This is a genomic window from uncultured Pseudacidovorax sp. (assembly GCF_913773995.1).
Taxonomy (GTDB): Bacteria; Pseudomonadota; Gammaproteobacteria; order Burkholderiales; family Burkholderiaceae_C; genus Xenophilus.
Map to the genome: position 1 here is coordinate 18,694 of NZ_CAJYES010000019.1, position 15,484 is coordinate 34,177.

Annotated in this window: 15 protein-coding genes; 11 read left to right on the forward strand and 4 right to left on the reverse strand. The window is 71.1% G+C overall.

Annotated elements, in window-relative coordinates; all coding sequences use genetic code 11:
- The first annotated feature begins 11 nt into the window (after nt 1-11).
- Together QZ772_RS01860 and QZ772_RS01865 are read left to right on the forward strand one after the other, a co-directional pair.
- The gene (locus QZ772_RS01860; RefSeq protein ID WP_295522531.1) at nt 12-1,061 is read left to right on the forward strand and encodes an efflux RND transporter periplasmic adaptor subunit; all 1,050 of its coding nucleotides are present in this window, start codon (nt 12-14) and stop codon (nt 1,059-1,061) included.
- Complete coding sequence (locus QZ772_RS01865; protein WP_295522488.1) at nt 1,058-2,524, forward strand: efflux transporter outer membrane subunit; 1,467 nt, start codon at nt 1,058-1,060, stop codon at nt 2,522-2,524. The genes QZ772_RS01860 and QZ772_RS01865 overlap by 4 nt, the downstream gene beginning before the upstream one ends.
- Nucleotides 2,525-2,540: 16 nt before the next feature.
- Here the strand turns inward: QZ772_RS01865 and QZ772_RS01870 are convergent, their stop codons facing one another.
- Complete coding sequence (locus QZ772_RS01870) at nt 2,541-2,894, reverse strand: hypothetical protein (protein WP_295522490.1); 354 nt, start codon at nt 2,892-2,894, stop codon at nt 2,541-2,543.
- 228 nt (nt 2,895-3,122) lie between these two features.
- Here QZ772_RS01870 and QZ772_RS01875 point away from each other — a divergent pair, with 228 nt between their 5' ends.
- On the forward strand, nt 3,123-3,587 hold the full coding sequence (locus QZ772_RS01875; protein ID WP_295522492.1) for an antitoxin Xre/MbcA/ParS toxin-binding domain-containing protein: 465 nt from the start codon (nt 3,123-3,125) through the stop codon (nt 3,585-3,587).
- Between the two features lie 118 nt (nt 3,588-3,705).
- Here the strand turns inward: QZ772_RS01875 and QZ772_RS01880 are convergent, their stop codons facing one another.
- Nucleotides 3,706-4,602, reverse strand: a complete 897-nt coding sequence (locus QZ772_RS01880; protein WP_295522493.1) for a LysR substrate-binding domain-containing protein — start codon at nt 4,600-4,602, stop codon at nt 3,706-3,708.
- Between the two features lie 151 nt (nt 4,603-4,753).
- On the opposite strand from QZ772_RS01880, the gene QZ772_RS01885 reads away from it, so the two are divergent.
- The gene (locus QZ772_RS01885; RefSeq protein ID WP_295522495.1) at nt 4,754-5,743 is read left to right on the forward strand and encodes a tripartite tricarboxylate transporter substrate binding protein; all 990 of its coding nucleotides are present in this window, start codon (nt 4,754-4,756) and stop codon (nt 5,741-5,743) included.
- Nucleotides 5,740-7,392 carry an FAD-dependent oxidoreductase gene (locus QZ772_RS01890; RefSeq protein WP_295522498.1) on the forward strand — a complete coding sequence of 551 codons (1,653 nt, stop codon included), beginning with the start codon at nt 5,740-5,742 and terminating at the stop codon, nt 7,390-7,392. Before QZ772_RS01885 ends, QZ772_RS01890 begins: the two co-directional genes overlap by 4 nt.
- Nucleotides 7,393-7,578: 186 nt before the next feature.
- Here the strand turns inward: QZ772_RS01890 and QZ772_RS01895 are convergent, their stop codons facing one another.
- Nucleotides 7,579-8,478 (reverse strand): LysR family transcriptional regulator, encoded by a 900-nt coding sequence (locus QZ772_RS01895; RefSeq protein ID WP_295522500.1) that lies wholly within the window; start codon nt 8,476-8,478, stop codon nt 7,579-7,581.
- Nucleotides 8,479-8,575: 97 nt separating this feature from the next.
- Between QZ772_RS01895 and QZ772_RS01900 the strand changes: the two genes are divergently transcribed.
- Genes QZ772_RS01900 through QZ772_RS01925 form a run of 6 tightly spaced genes read left to right on the forward strand, consistent with a single transcriptional unit; the run spans nt 8,576 to nt 14,399 of the window.
- The gene (locus tag QZ772_RS01900; protein ID WP_295522503.1) at nt 8,576-9,814 is read left to right on the forward strand and encodes a CoA transferase; all 1,239 of its coding nucleotides are present in this window, start codon (nt 8,576-8,578) and stop codon (nt 9,812-9,814) included.
- Nucleotides 9,811-10,308 (forward strand): MaoC family dehydratase, encoded by a 498-nt coding sequence (locus tag QZ772_RS01905; RefSeq protein WP_295522505.1) that lies wholly within the window; start codon nt 9,811-9,813, stop codon nt 10,306-10,308. The genes QZ772_RS01900 and QZ772_RS01905 overlap by 4 nt, the downstream gene beginning before the upstream one ends.
- Nucleotides 10,309-10,363: 55 nt before the next feature.
- On the forward strand, nt 10,364-11,386 hold the full coding sequence (locus QZ772_RS01910) for a tripartite tricarboxylate transporter substrate binding protein (RefSeq protein WP_295522507.1): 1,023 nt from the start codon (nt 10,364-10,366) through the stop codon (nt 11,384-11,386).
- An 8-nt stretch (nt 11,387-11,394) separates the two neighbouring features.
- Nucleotides 11,395-12,555, forward strand: a complete 1,161-nt coding sequence (locus QZ772_RS01915) for an acyl-CoA dehydrogenase family protein (RefSeq protein WP_295522509.1) — start codon at nt 11,395-11,397, stop codon at nt 12,553-12,555.
- A gap of 11 nt (nt 12,556-12,566) precedes the next feature.
- A complete protein-coding gene (locus QZ772_RS01920) occupies nt 12,567-13,595 on the forward strand; it encodes an acyl-CoA dehydrogenase family protein (RefSeq protein ID WP_295522512.1) in 1,029 nt (342 codons plus the stop codon).
- A 15-nt stretch (nt 13,596-13,610) separates the two neighbouring features.
- Nucleotides 13,611-14,399, forward strand: coding sequence for a crotonase/enoyl-CoA hydratase family protein (locus QZ772_RS01925; protein ID WP_295522514.1), 789 nt, complete (start codon nt 13,611-13,613; stop codon nt 14,397-14,399).
- 73 nt (nt 14,400-14,472) lie between these two features.
- On the opposite strand, the gene QZ772_RS01930 is transcribed toward QZ772_RS01925, so the two are convergent.
- The gene (locus tag QZ772_RS01930) at nt 14,473-15,441 is read right to left on the reverse strand and encodes a LysR family transcriptional regulator (protein ID WP_295522532.1); all 969 of its coding nucleotides are present in this window, start codon (nt 15,439-15,441) and stop codon (nt 14,473-14,475) included.
- Nucleotides 15,442-15,484: the final 43 nt, after the last annotated feature.

Sequence of the window (15,484 nt, forward strand, 5' to 3'; positions counted from 1 at the left end):
CGACAACAACGATGACGACGACCCGCGCCCGCGCCTTCGGGGCGCAACTGCTGCGGGTGCTGCTGACCCTGGCCGTTGTGGCCTTGGCGATCTGGGCCGCCCTGCGGCTGTGGGACCACTACGAACTCGCGCCCTGGACGCGCGACGGCCGCGTGCGGGCCAACGTCGTGCAGGTGGCACCCGATGTCAGCGGGCTGGTGAGTACGGTGCGCGTGCAGGACAACCAGCCCGTGCACGCGGGCGACGTGCTGTTCGAGATCGACCCGGCCCGCTTCGCGCTCGCGGTGCAGCAGGCCCGTGCGGGCGAGCAGTCGGTCCAGGTCGGCCTGGCCCAGGCCCGGCGCGAGGACGCCCGCAATGCCAGCCTGTCGGACCTGGTGCCGCGCGAGGCCCGCGAGCAGACGCGCGCGCGGATGGAAGCCGCCGCCGCCGCCATGGCCCGCGCGGAAGTCGATCTGCACACGGCCGAACTCAACCTGGCGCGCGCGACGGTGCGCGCGCCGGTGGACGGCTGGGTCACCAACCTGGACCTGCGCACCGGTGCCTATGCCGCGGCAGGCCGCGGCGCCATGGCCATCGTCGACCGCGGCTCCTTCTACGTCGAAGGCTATTTCGAAGAGACCAAGCTGGCCCGCATCCACCCCGGCGACGCCGTGCGCGTGACGCCCATGGGCAGCCGGCAGGCCCTGTCGGGCACGGTGCAGAGCATCGCCGCCGGCATCGCCGACCGCGACCGCTCGACGGGCGCCAACCTGCTGCCCAGTGTCAATCCGACCTTCAACTGGGTGCGGCTGGCGCAGCGGGTGCCGGTGCGCGTGCAGCTCGATACGCCGCCGTCAGCCCAGGGCCTGGTGGCGGGGCAGACGGTGCTGGTGGAGGTGGTTGCGCAACGCGATGCGCCCGCCGCCCAAGGTACCGGCGCAGGCAACCCGAAGCCTTCCGAGGCGCCTCCCGCGGCCAAAGGTGCGAGCGCTACGGCGGCCGAACCGCTGGCAGGCGGCCATGCCGGGCCGGCGAGCGCCAAGGGCGGCGCCGGCTCCATGCAAGGAGGCCGGGCATGACGCGACCCCATCGCCGCCGCGCTGCCACCTTCGCGCGGCGCACCCCCGCCCTGTTGGCCGCGCTGCTGCTGGCCGGCTGCGGCAGCCTGGCCGTCGGCCCCGACTACCAGGTGCCGCCCGAGTCCGCGGTGCAGAACCCGGCCGCCGCCCGGCCCTTTCAGGAAGCGCAGGCACCCGACGCCAGCGTCGCCATCGCCGCCGAGCCGCTGCCACCCCGCTGGTGGCACCTGTTCCACGACCCGACGCTCGACACGCTGGTACAGGAAGCCCTGGACCACAACACCGACCTGCGCGTGGCGGCCGCCAACCTGGAGCGCCAGCAGGCCGCCCTGGCCCAGGTGCGCGCCGAGGAAGAGCCGCAGCTGTCGCTGTCCGGCGGGCCCGCCTTCGGCCATGTGTCGGGTCTGTCGGAACTGGCGCCCGAGGTCAGCCCGCCCGACCAGTTCGCCTACAGCCTTGGCGCCGGCCTGTCGTACCAGGTCGACGTGGTCGGCGAACTGCGACGCGCCGCAGAGGCCGCGCGGGCCGATACCGCCGCCGCTGCTGCCGCGGTGGACCTCGCCCGCGTGAACGTGGCCGCCGGCACCGCGCGGGCCTATGCCACCGCGTGCGCCACCGGCCAGCAGATCGCGGTGGCCGAGCGCTCGGTGGCCTTGCAGCAGGAACAGCTGGCCGTGGTGCAGCGGCTGCACGATGCCGGCCGGGCCGGCGCCACCGACCTGGCCCGCTCGCGCTCGCTGCTGGCACAGCTGCAGGCCGCGCCGCCGGCGCTGCGTGCACAACGCCAGGCTGCGCTGTACCAACTGGCGGCCTGGCTCGGCCGCACGCCCGGCGCGCTGCCCGCCGACGTGCAGCAATGCGCTACCGTGCCGCAGGTGGCCGGTGCCCTGCCGGTGGGCGACGGCGCGGCCTTGCTGCGTCGCCGACCCGACATCCGCCGCAGCGAGCGGCAACTGGCCGCAGCGACGGCCCGCATCGGCGTGGCCACGGCCCAGCTCTATCCCAAGGTGTCGCTCGGCCTGTCGGCGACCTCGACCGGGCCGGCCAACGACTTCCTGGGCCGCGACACCTTCGCGTGGAACTTTGGACCGCTGATCCGCTGGAGCCTGCCCAACACCGGCGCCGCGCGGGCGCGCATCGCCAGCGCGCAAGCCTCCGCCCGCATGGCGCTGGCGAGCTTCGACGGCACGGTGCTTCAGGCGTTGCGGGAAACCGAGACCGCCCTGTCGGCCTACCGGCAGGAGCTGATTAGCGTGGAAGCGCTCAAACACGCACGCGACGACAGTGCCCAGGTCGCCAGCCAGGCCCAGCGCCTGTATGTGGGCGGGCGCAGCGCCTACCTCGATACGCTCGACGCTCAACGTTCGCTGGCCAGCGCCGAATCCAGCCTGGCCGCGGCGCAGACGCGCGTGGCACAGGAGCAGGTCGCGGTCTTCATGGCACTGGGCGGCGGCTGGGAGTGAGGCGCAGCGCGCCGCCTCAGCGCGCCGCGGCCATGTCCATGCCCGCACCGGGCGTGGGCGGCGAGCGCATCGATTCGCTGTGGCCGCCTTCCGCCAGGGCGCTGCGGGCTTCCGACGCGGTCGGCGAGGTGCGCGTGGACCGCGCGACCTTGGCCGGCCCCATCGGGGACGGACGTGGGTCGGCCGTGAACAAGGGGATGCCCGTCAGTTCGGCAGCGGGAACCTGGGGCGGGTCTCCCGCCTGACCCTGTGCAAACGCGGCCGTGCTAAAGGCCAGTACCAGCGTCGCCAGCCCTGCTGTGCGCCCTCTCGCCAGCGCGCTGGACACGCGCAGTGGTGAAGCAGATCCGATGAGCTTGCCCAAATGCATGGCGACCTCCTGGTTCGGGGCTGCTTACGGCAGTACGGCCTGTTCCGCAACCATGCATGCACTGTCGAGCGCGTCCGCACAAGCCTGTGTCGGTAGCACCATCGGCGCGCTGTAGGCCGTGGTGGGACAGCTCATGTCGCCAATCGCGGGGCCGGCGTCGGCCGCCAGGCATTTAGACTCGCAAGATTTCACCCACAACAAGGCGCCCCGGGGCGTCCACACCTCTCCATGACAGCACGTGCCTCGAGCGTCGAAGCACTGGAAGCCGAAATCGCGCGCCTGACCCAGGAACGTCGTGACCTCGAACGCCAGCAGCGGCAGTTGCGGGTCGACGAACTCAAGGCCCTGGTCGACGACTTTGCCCAGAAGCTGGGCACCGCCGGGTTCAGCCTGCAGGAGGGCATCGACGCCCTCCAGGCCCGCGCCCGGCCGGCGCCGCCGCCCGTCGAACAGCCCGTGCGGCATTCGGTCATCAAGCCCGCCCCCTTCGTGACCGCCCCCCGGTCGGAACCCCGGCCGCCGATGGACGCCGTGCACCTGCGGGCGCAGAGCGTGCTGGGCAGCGACGCCATCGACTGGCTCAAGCGCGCCCATCCGCTGCTGGGCGGCATGACGCCGGCCCAGATGGCGGCCACGCCCCGCGGCGAAGAGAAGGTGCTGGCCCTGCTGGCCGCCTACGCACGCGGCGCCTGAGTTGCACCCTTCGATCTGAAGAAGACCACGCGTCCCGCCAAGCCGCCACTGCGGCAGGCAGATCTCGATGCGCGCCGCCTCCTACGGCGTCCGGGTGGCTCGCCTTCATCGATGACTTCTAAGGGAGCACCGTAAGAGCGGCGTACTCATCACCCAGGAACTGCAGAAACGCCTGCCCCAGCGTGGAAAGCGGCCGATGCGTGTTGCTCGCGGCCAGGAGGGGGAAGGCCGGCGCATGCGGCACGGGCACCAGCACGAGCCGGCCGGGTGCAAAGGTGCGGGCCGACAGGTCGTCGACAAAGGCGACGCCGGCGCCACTGGCAGCCATGGCGCAGGCGGCATGGCCCGAGCGCACCTCGACCGCGCGCCGCGGCACGATGTCGCGCTCGGCCAGCCAGCGCTCGATGACCTGGCTCTGCGGCGCCTCGGGGCTGTACAGAACCAGCCGCTCGCGCAGGGCCGCGTCGAAATCGAACACCGGCGCTGCCAGCAGGGGATGACCAGGCGCGAGGGCACACAGCAGGCGCCACTGCCCGATCTCACGCAGGTCGAGCACGGGATGCTCGAGCGGCGCTGACGAAACAGCGAGATCGGCATCCTCTGCGACCAACAGCTTGACGATCTCCCGCGTGGGCAGCGCCTCGAAACTGACCTGGGCATCCGGAAAGCGCGCGAGCAGCCGCGCCGTGGCCCTCGGCACGAGCTCCAGTGCCGTGTTGGCGCTGGAGAGCACCCTCAACGTGGCATGGGTGCCGAAGCGCAGGTGCTGCGCCACGTCCTGCACATGGCGCACGCCGCGATAGACCTTGTCCACCTCGGCCTGCAGGGCGCGCGCCTCCGGTGTCGCAAAGAGCCGTCCGTTGCGCCGCTCGAAGAGCGCGACGCCCAGCTGCAGTTCCAGGTGCCTGACCATGCGGCTGACGCCGGGCTGCGACACGTGCAGCAGGCGCGCGGCGCCGGTGATGGAGCCCGCACTCATCACGGCACGGAAGATTTCGATCTGTCGCAGGTTCATGGCGACGAGCACCGACCGCGCAGGCCAGAACCAGAGGGATTCGCAGGCATGCCCGACCATAACAGCCAGACATACCCCGCCGACACCTTGGTATTGGTCGCCACAGCCGTCGATTCCTACGATCGCTCCCACGTATTCCAAGGAGACATCCATGCAACACATGCTTCGCCGCCGCTGGCTGGCCGTGGCTGCGGCCACCGCGTTCGGCACCACCGCACTGATGCCCCTGGCCTGGGCACAAAGCTATCCAGCCAAGCCAATCACGCTGGTGGTTGGCTTCGCACCAGGTGGTTCCGGCGACATCCTGGCCCGCCTCATGGGCGACGCACTGGGCAAGGCGCTCGGACAGACCGTGGTCGTCGACAACCGGCCCGGCGCAGGCGCCACTATCGCCACCAGCTATGTGGCCACCGCGCCGGCGGACGGCTACACGCTGCTGTTCGTGACCAGCGGCTTTCCGGGCAGCACGACCCTGTACCCCAAGCTGAACTACGACACCGTCAAGACCTTCGCGCCGGTGGCGAAGGTCGGCGCCTCGCCCGTGGTGGTCGTGGTGCCGGCGGCCTCGCCCTTCAAGGACTTCCGCGCCGTACTCGATGCGGCCCGCAAGTCGCCTGGCAAGCTCAACTACGCCGCGGGCGGCGGCGGTGCCACCACCACCAGCCTGGCGGCCGAGTTCCTCAAGAGCGAGGCCAAGGTCGACATGCAGATGATTCCGTACAAGGGCTCCGGCCCGGCCTTGACGGCCCTGCTCTCGGGCGAGGTGGACCTGGGCTTCGACATCCCGTCCAGCGCCCTGCCCCACATCCAGTCCGGCAAGCTGCGGGCCTTGGCCGTGACCACCGCGAAGCGCTCGGCCGTGCTGCCCGAGGTGCCCACGGTGGCAGAGCTGGCGGTGCCCGGCTTCGAGGTGGCGGGGTGGTTCGGCATCCTGGCCCCCGCCGCGACGCCACCCGCCATCGTGGAGCGCCTGACCCGCGAGGTGAATGCCGCGCTGGCCCAGCCTGCGGTACAGCAGCGCCTGCAGGCGCTGGGCGTCGAGCCTGGCGGCGGCACCAGCGCCGCTTTCGGCCAACTGATCGCTGCCGAGACCACGCGCTACGGCGAGGCCATCCGACGCCTGGGACTGAAGGCCGAATGACGGGCACTGCGCACAGCGGGAGCGGCCTCGGCCACGAACTGCAGGCCGACCTGGTGGTCGTGGGCGGCGGGCTGGGCGGCATCGCCGCCACGCTGGCTGCGCTGAGCCAGGGCTTGCGCGTGGTGCTGGTCGAGGAGCTCGACTGGCTCGGCGGCCAGCTGACCGCACAGGGTGTGCCCTTCGACGAACATCCGTGGATCGAGCATGTCAGCGCCTCGCTCAGCTATGCCCAGCTGCGCCAGGGCATCCGGAATTACTACCGCGATCACCTGCCGCTCACACCCGAGGCGCGGCTGCAGTTGCGCCTCAACCCCGGGCAGGGTAACGTCAGCACGCTGTGCCATGAGCCCTGGGTGGCGGTGAAGGTGATCGATGCGCTGTTGGCCCCCCACGAGGCGGCGGGCCGCCTTGTCGTGCTGCGCGAACACCGCATCGACGCCGCCGAGGTGGACGGCGACACCGTTCGGGCACTGCACGCCTTCGACCTGCGCGAAGGACGCCCTCGCATGCTGCAGGGTGCGCTGTTCATCGACGCCACGGAAATCGGCGACGTGCTGCCCCTGGCCGGCGTCGAGCATGTGTTCGGCGCCGAGGCCCGTGCGCAGACCGGCGAGCTCCATGCGCTGGACGAGGCCGATCCCCTCGACCAGCAGGCCATCACCTGGTGCCTGGCGGCCGACCTGCGGCCGGGCGAGGACCACACGATCGAGCGTCCGCAGGACTACGACCGGCTGCGCACGCTGCAGTTGCCCTGCTGGCCCGGCCCGCAGCTGAGCTGGACATTGAGCGACTTCGTGACGCACCAACCGCGCGTCCGGCCGCTGTTCGTGGGCCCGACGGATGAGGAAGGGCTCTACGACCTGTGGCATGCGCGGCGCATCGCCTGGCGCGGGCATTTCGAGCCGGGCGCCTACGCCAGCGACATCACGCTGGCCAACTGGCCACAGATGGATTACTGGGAGCAGCCCGTGGTCGGCGTGGATGCCGCGGCGCAGCAGCGAGCCCTGCACGGCGCGCGCGAGCTCAGCCTGGCCTTCTTCTACTGGATGCAGACCGAGGCACCCCGCCACGATGGCGGAGAAGGCTATCCGGAGCTGCGCCTGCGCGGTGACGTGCTCGGCACGAGCGACGGCCTGGCGAAGCAGGCCTACTACCGGGAAGGCCGCCGCATCGTGGCCGAGTTAACCGTTCTGGAGCAGCACATCGGCGTCCAGGCCCGGCCCGGGCGTGACAGCGCCGAGCATTTCGAGGACAGCGTGGGTCTGGGCGGCTACCGCATCGACCTGCACCCCAGCACGCGTGGGCGCAACACGGTGGACATCGACGCCTATCCCTTCCAGATTCCCTTGGGCGCGCTGCTGCCGGTGCGGGTGGGCAACCTGCTGCCGGCCTGCAAGAACATCGGCACGACCCGCGTGACCAACGGCGCCTACCGGGAACATCAGACCGAATGGAGCATCGGCGAAGCGGCAGGATCGCTGGCGGCCTTCGCGCTGTTGCGCCGAACCTCGCCGCGCGCCGTTCGCCGCACGCCGGCACTGCTGGCGGACTTCCAGCGTCTGTTGCAGGGCCAGGGCGTGATGCTGGCCTGGCCGCGCTTCGGCGCGCTGACCCCCAAGTTGCGAACGGGCTACCAGGCTGCGCCGTAGCCCGCGACCGCAATGCGCGGCCGAGGCGGGAGCCTCCGGAAAGTCACGCGCGCTGAAAGTCTCGTTGGGTCTCGAACTGCGTCGACGGATGCGCCGCCAGCGCACGCTGACCTCGTGTGGCCGCAGGCACCCGACATCCGCCCCGTCCAGAGCAGTGAAACGAAATGCGTGAGGAAGACATGGCGCCTAGCCATGCGCCAACGCCAGTGAGACGACGCACTCCCGAAATCGTCTTGCGGCGGATGTCTCCTTCTCTGCGCGCCAGGCGAGCGCGATGCCGATCTCCACGTCCGCCCCTGGCCCATGCAAGCGCCGGAACGCCACGGCGCGATTGGCATGACGCGTGGCCACCGAAGGCACCAGCGCGACGCCGAGGCCGCTTTCGACCAGGCTCACCACCGTCTGCACCTGCACAGCCTCCTGCTGGACCCGCGGCATGAAGCCGGCCCGCTGGCAGGCCTGCAATGCCATGGCATGCAGCCCCGGCACCGCGCTGGCCGAATACAGGACGAAGGCCTCGTCCTGCAGCGCCGAAAGCGTGAGCCGCGTGCGTCGGGCCAGCGGATGCTGCACGGGCAGCGCGGCCACGAAGCGGTCACGCTCCACCGGCTGGATGCGCGCCTTCGTCGCCCGTGCCACCGGAAAGCGCAGCAGGCCTGCATCCACATGGCCCTGCTCCACGTCGTCGAGCAACTGCCGCGTGGTGGATTCGGCCAACACCAGGTGCACGTCCGGATAGCGGCTGCGGAACACCGGCATCAGTTGCGGCATGAGCGCATAGGTGGCCGAGCCGACGAAGCCGATGCGCAGATCGCCGGCCTCACCGCGCGCGGCGGCCGCAGCGACACGTCCGAACTGCTCGGCATGAAAGAGCGCGCGCTGCGCGTCCTCCAGCGCCGCCTGACCGGCGGCGGTGAGCGAGGTGCCCCGTCGGGTGCGCTCGAACAGCTGCACGCCCAGCTGCTCCTCCAGCCGCCGGATCGACGCCGACAGCGGCGGCTGCGACATGTGCAGCTGCTCGGCCGCGCGGCGGTAGTTGAGGGTGCTGGCCAGCGCCACGAACTGGCGCAGCTGTCGGGGGTCCATTGATACCTCACTGCTATCACAGGGCTGGAATCAGATATTAGACAGCGCCAGCCCTGAGCCGAAGAATCCGCCTCACGACAACGACGGAGACATGGCGATGACGCCTTTGCAGGGCCTGCGCGTGCTGGACCTGTCCACCGTGATCTTCGGACCGTTGGCCAGCCAGGTGCTGGCCGACTATGGCGCCGAGGTGATCAAGGTGGAAGGCCCCGAGGGCGACTCGACCCGACACACCGGACCCGGTGTGGAGCCCGGCATGGCCGCCATGTTCCTGGGTGCCAACCGCAGCAAGAAGAGCGTGGTGCTCGATCTGAAGCGGCCCGAGGCCCGCGATGCGCTGCAGGCGCTGGTGGCCACGGCCGACGTGTTCATGCACAGCATGCGGCCGCAGAAGCTCGCCGCCCTGGGCATCGCACCGGATGAACTGCGCGCCCGCCATCCACGCCTGGTCTACGCGAGCCTGCTGGGCTTCCTGCCGGGCCCGTATGCGGGCCGACCGGCCTATGACGATGTGATCCAGGGCATGTCGGGCCTGGCCGACCTGATGTCCCGGCAGGGCGGCGAAATGCGTTACCTGCCCACCATCGCTGCCGACAAGACCTGCGCGCACGTCGCCGCTCATGCCATCCTGGCTGCGCTGATGCAGCGCGAGCGCACGGGCCAAGGCGCCTTCGTGGAGATCCCCATGTTCGAGTCCATGGTGGGCTTCAACCTGGTGGAGCATCTGTACGGTCAGCACTTCGAGCCGCCGCGCGGACCGGCCGGCTACCCACGGGTGCTGGCGCCTTGGCGGCGGCCTTGCCCGACGGCAGACGGCTTCGTGGCCATGATGCCCTACACCGACCTGCACTGGCAGCGCTTCTTCGCGGAGGTGGGGGCGCCGCAACTGGCCGGCGACCCGCGCTTCGCCGACATCGCGGCGCGCACCGCGAACATCGCCCAGCTGCTGGAGCTGGCCTGCGGGTTCACCCCGCGGCACGACACCGCGCACTGGCTCGAGGTGTGCGAGCGCCTGGAGATTCCCGCCGCGCCGATCGGACGCCTCGACACGCTGCCGGACGATCCGCACCTGGCCCAGACGGGCTTCTTCGAGCAGCTGGAGGACGAGGCCATGGGCACGGTGCGCTTCCCCGGCGTGCCGGTGCGCTTCGACGGCCAGAGGCCCGGCATTGCCATGCCGCCGCGCCTGGGCGCCCATACCCGCGCGCTGCTGGCGGAGGCGGGATGCAGCCCTGCGCAGATCGACGCAGTCATGGCATTGATGCCGCGCACCCCTGAGCCGCTCACCCCGACCTCTGGCCCAGCCTCCGTCAGACCCGCCTCCACCACGCCATGACCGATCTCGCCGCCACCCCAACCGTCACCGGCATCGACCGCAGCCTGCCCCGCCTCGGCCAGGGCTTCGTCTGGCAGGACCTGCAGGTCGGTCAGCGCATGCGCACCTTCCGGCGCACGATCACCGAAACCGACCTCGTGCAGTTCATCGGTGTCACCGGCATGCTGGAAGCGATCTTCATCGAGGACGGCTACGAGGGCGGCGCCATGCCCGGTCGGCCGGTGCCGGGCGCGCTCACCTACACCCTGATCGAGGGCTTCATCCTGCAGACCATGATCCAGGGCACGGGCCTGGCCATGCTGGAGCTGCACCAGAAGATCCTGGCGCCCGTGCGGGTGGGCGACACCATCGAGGCCGTGATCGAGGTCACGGCCATCCGCCCCACCTCCCGCCATGGCCGCGCAGTGGTCACCTCCCGCATCGACGTGCACAACCAGCAGGGCGCGATGGTGATGACCTACACCGCCACGCGGCTGCTGGCCGGTCGCGACTGATCCCGCGCCAGACGCGAAGCCGCCTTCACTTTCGAACAACGACGGAGACACACCCATGCAAGCCCCCCACAACCGCCGCCCGCCCGGCATCGACCGGCGACGCACCGCACTGACCCTGGCCGCCGCCGTTGCCGGCGCCCTCACCGGCCTGCCGGTCCAGGCCCAGCCGGCCGCGCCTGTCGGCTACCCCACCAAGGCCATCACGATGGTGGTGCCCTTCCCGCCCGGTGGCCCCACCGACCTGATCGCCCGCGTGCTGGCGCAGAAGCTGTCGGAGCAGATGGGCCAGCCGGTGATGGTGGACAACAAGCCCGGCGCCAACGGCAACATCGGCTCGGCCTATGTGGCCAAGGCCGCACCCGACGGCTACACGGTGCTCTACAACACCTCGTCCGTCGCGCTCAGCCCGGCGCTCTACAAGAGCATGCCCTACGACGTGCTGCGCGACCTGGCGCCGGTGGCCCTCACGGCGGTGGTGCCGCTGGCGCTGGTGGTCAACCCCGGCGTGCCGGCCAACAACGTGCGCGAGTTCGTGGCCTACGCCAAGGCCAACCCCGGCAAACTGTCTTACGGCTCGGCAGGCAACGGCAACGTGACGCACCTGGCGGCCTACCAGTTCGTGCGGGCCCAGGGCATCGAGGCCACGCATGTGCCCTACAAGGGGAGCGCGCCGGCCGACGTGGACCTGGCCGGCGGCCAGATCCAGTTCATGACCGACACGGTGAACTCGGTCATGGCCTTCGTGCGCGACAAGCGCATGAAGCTGCTGGCCGTGACCACCGCCAAGCGCATGTCGCTCTTCCCGGACGTGCCCACGCTGGACGAGACGGTCATGCCCGGCTTCGAGGCCGGTGCCTGGCAGGGCCTGATGGTGCCCGCCGCGACGCCGCCGGCCGTCGTGCAACGGCTGAATGCCGAAATCATGAAAGCGCTGCGCAGCCCCGACGTGCGCGAGCGCCTGGCGCAGCAGGGCACCGAGCCGCTGGGCTCCACGCCCGAGGAATACGGCACCTACATCCGCAAGGAGCTGGCGCGTTGGGCGGGCGTGGTCAAGGCCACCGGCGTCACGCTGGAGTGAGGCACGGCATGAGCCTGCTCGATTCGCTCGCACTCACCGCCATCCCGGCCGAGGACGAGGCCCTGCGTGCCGAGGTGCGCGACTTCCTGGCCGAGGCCGTCGCCGGCCTGCCGCCGCATGTGCGGGCGCGCTCGTGGGGAGGCTACAGCACCGATCTCAGCCGCGCGTTGGGCCATCGCGGCTGGATCGGCATCACCCTGCCGTCCGAATACGGCGGCGGCGGACGCACGGCCTTCGCCCGCTACGTGCTGGTGGAGGAGTTCCTGGCCTGCGGCGCGCCCGTGGGCTCTCACTGGATCGCCGACCGCCAGAGCGGGCCGCTGATCCTCAAGTACGGCACCGAGGCACAGAAGCGCTACTACCTGCCGCGCATCTGCCGCGGCGAGGCCTTCTTCTGCATCGGCATGAGCGAGCCCGGCGCCGGCTCCGACCTGGCCAGCGTGCGCACCCGCGCCGTAACCAGGGAAGGCGGCGGCTTCGTGCTCAACGGCCAGAAGATCTGGACCACCAACGCTCACCACTGCCAGTACATGATCGCGCTGGTGCGCACCTCGGGCGAGGCCACCGACCGTCACCAGGGCCTGTCGCAGGTCATCGTGGACCTGAGCCTGCCAGGTGTGACCGTGCGGCCCATCACCGACCTGTCGGGCGACCGGCATTTCTGCGAAGTCTTCTTCGACAACGTCCAGCTGCCGGCCGACGCGCTCATCGGTCGCGAGGGGCAAGGCTGGGAACAGGTGACGGCCGAACTCGCCTTCGAGCGCAGCGGGCCCGAGCGGCTGTTCTCCAGCATCGTGCTCTTCGACGAATGGCTGGCCTGGGTGCGCACGCCACAAGGCCGCAGCGACGCCGCGCTGCGCCTGGTCGGACGCATCCTCACGGAGCTGGCGCCGCTGCGTGCCATGTCGGTGGCCGTTCAGGACCGGCTGGTGCGCGGCCAGAGCCCCATCGTCGAAGCCGCGCTCGTCAAGGAGTTGGGCACGACGCTGGAGCAGTTCATTCCCGCCGCCATCGCCGACGACATCTTCAGTCGCGACGCGGTGGACGTGCCCGCCGAGCTGCTGCGCACGCTGCGCTACGTGACCGAGGTGGCGCCTTCGTATTCGCTGCGTGGCGGCACCCGCGACATCCTGCGCGGCATGATCGCCCGCGGCCTAGGCCTGCGCTGAGGACAAGACACATGCAAGACGATCTGTTGACCGACGCGGCCGAGGCACTGCTGCGCGACCGCTGCACCCCCGAGGCCGTCCGCGCCATCGAGGCGGGCGGCGACGTCAGCGCCCTCTGGCAAGCGATCGAGGATGCCGGCTTTGCCGATGCCCTCGTGCCCGAGGCGCAGGGCGGCGCCGGACTCTCGCTGCCCGAGGTCTTCGGCCTGTGGACGTCGGCCGGAGCGCATGCGCTGCCGCTGCCCCTGGGCACCACCATGCTGGCGCGGGCGCTGCTCGCCAGGGCGGGCCATGCGTCGCCCGCCGGTCCCATCGCCCTGGCCGAGGCCTTGCCCGATGGCGAAGGCGGCCTGCGCTGTGCGAGCGTGGCGCTGGCCCGCGTGGCCGCCCATGTGCTGGTGCAGGCCGCCGACGGCTGGCACCTACTGCCCGTGCGCACCGCCACGCCGAGCGACGCGGCCTTCGTCCTCGACGCCGGCCTGCACTGGTCGGGCGGCGCACTGTCCGATGCACCGCGGCTGGCCATCGAAGCGCCGACCGGGATCGACGCCCGCACGCTGCTCGCCATCCAGGCCGCGGCACATCTGGCCGGCAGCCTGATGACCGTGTTCACCCGCACGCTGGCGCATGCCAACGAGCGCCAGCAGTTCGGCCGGCCGATCGGCAAGTTCCAGGCAATCCAGCATCAGCTGGCAGTGATGAGCGAGCAGGTCTTTGCCGCGCGCATGGCCGCGCAACTGGGCTGCGCCGCACAGGGACCCTGGCCCGACCGGCTGCGCGTGGCCGTCGCCAAGGCCCGCTGCAGCCAGGCCGCGCTGGCCGTGGCCGAGGCCGGCCATGCCATCCATGGCGCCATCGGCTTCACCGCCGAGTTCGACCTGCAACTGCACACCCGCCGACTCCATGCCTGGCGCCAGTGCGGCGGTGCCGAGTCCTACTGGTGGGACGTGGTCGGGGCCGCGCTGGTCGACGGCCGCGCGCACACCACGCTGGACTGGCTTCGCACGCTCACCGATCCCACCGTGTCCCAACCCGCCTGAAGGCCCGCTGCCCCAATGTCCTTCCTCACCCACACCCGCGAAGGCGCCATCGTCATCCTGACCATGGACCAGCCCCAGACCCGCAACGCCCTGACCGGCAACACCGCGGTCGAAGAGTTCGTCCAGGCGTGCGACGCCATCCGCGCCGACACCAGCGTCAAGGCCGTCATCCTGACCGGCGCCGGCCCGGTGTTCAGCTCGGGCGGCAACGTCAAGGACATGCAGCGCTTCTTCGACGACGCGCTCACGCCCGACCGCATCCGCGAGGAATACCGCCAGGGCATCCAGCGCATTCCGCGTGCGCTCTACCACTTGGACGTGCCGGTCATCTGCGCCATCAACGGGCCGGCCATCGGGGCCGGGCTGGATCTGGCCTGCATGTGCGACATCCGCATCGCCAGCGAGACCGCGACGTTCGCGGAGAGCTTCGTGCGCGTGGGCATCGTGCCCGGCGACGGCGGCGCCTGGCTGCTGCCGCGCGCCGTGGGCATGGCCAAGGCATCGGAGATGGCTTTCACGGGCGAAGCCATCGACGCGCGCGAAGCGCTGGCCTGCGGCCTGGTCAGCCGCGTCGTCGCGCCCGAGGCCTTGCTGGACACCGCACGCGCACTGGCCCAGCGCATTGCCGCCAACCCCGGTGCCGTGATGCGCATGACCAAGCGGCTGCTGCGTGAAGGACAGCAGGCCTCGCTGGAATCCTTGCTGGAGATGTCGGCCGGCTACCAGGCCATCGCCCACAAGACGGCGGACCACCGGGAGGCGGTGATGGCGTTCGTCGAGAAGCGGGCGGCGCGGTTCGACTGAGAGAGGGAGGCGCATCGATCCCTGATCGCGCAGCGCTCGTGCGGCCAGGACGAGTGCTCGCCCTGCCCTCCGCCTACGCGCGCGGCGCCTGAGGCGCACGCGTCGATTTCTGCGCGCGGGGACTGGCCGCAGCCTGGCCCAACTGACGCAGCAACTCGGCCCGCAGGGCCTCGGCCACGGCCGCGGCGGCCGTTGACAAGGCCCGTTCCTGCCGCATCACCTGTCCGATGGGCCGCTGCACATCCGGCGCCGTCAGCCGCCGCTGCACCACCGGCCCGCCCAGCGCCACCTGCGCCGCCAGGGCAGGCAGCACCGACACCCCCAGCCCCGCCGCCACCATCGCATTGATGGTGGCCAGGTGCTCCACCTCGAAACGCGGCGCGAAGCGCTGCCCCAGTGACAGCAGCGCCGCCTCGGCGTACTGCCGCACGCTGGTGGGTGCCGGCATCGAGATGTGCGGCAGGCCCGCCACCTCGGCCCAGCGCAGGGGCCCGCGCCGCGCGGCCAGCGCGTGGTCCGCAGGCAGCAGCAGCACCAGCGGATCGCTGGCCAGCGTCTCGTAGGCCAGGTCGGCATAGGCCGGGTTCTCGGCCGTGAGGGCGAAGTCGACTTGGCCCGCGCGCACCAGGTCGAAGGAGGCACCCGACAGCGAATCGACCACGCCCAGCTGCACGCCGGGGTGCCGGGCCATGAAGCGCGCGAATACCGGCGGCACCACCGTCGCCGCCAGCGAGGGCAGCGCCGCGATGCGCACCCGGCCCTCCCGCAGCTCGACCACGTCGCGCACCGCGCTGGCGGCCGTCTCGGCCTGCGCCCGCAGGATGCGGGCATGCGCCAGCAGGGCCTGGCCGGCGTCGGTGAGCTGCACGCTGCGCGTGTTGCGGGCGAACAGGCGCGCGCCCAGCGTCTCCTCCAGCCGGCCGATCACGCCCGACACGGCCGACTGCGACAGGTGCACCCGCGCCGCGGCGCGCCGGAAGTTCAGCGTCTCGGCCAGTTCGATGAAGACCTGCAGTTCGCGCAGCGAAAGATTGATCATGATCGCCGATCAGTCTATCGGGCAATAGCGTTGGACCGATCAGTGC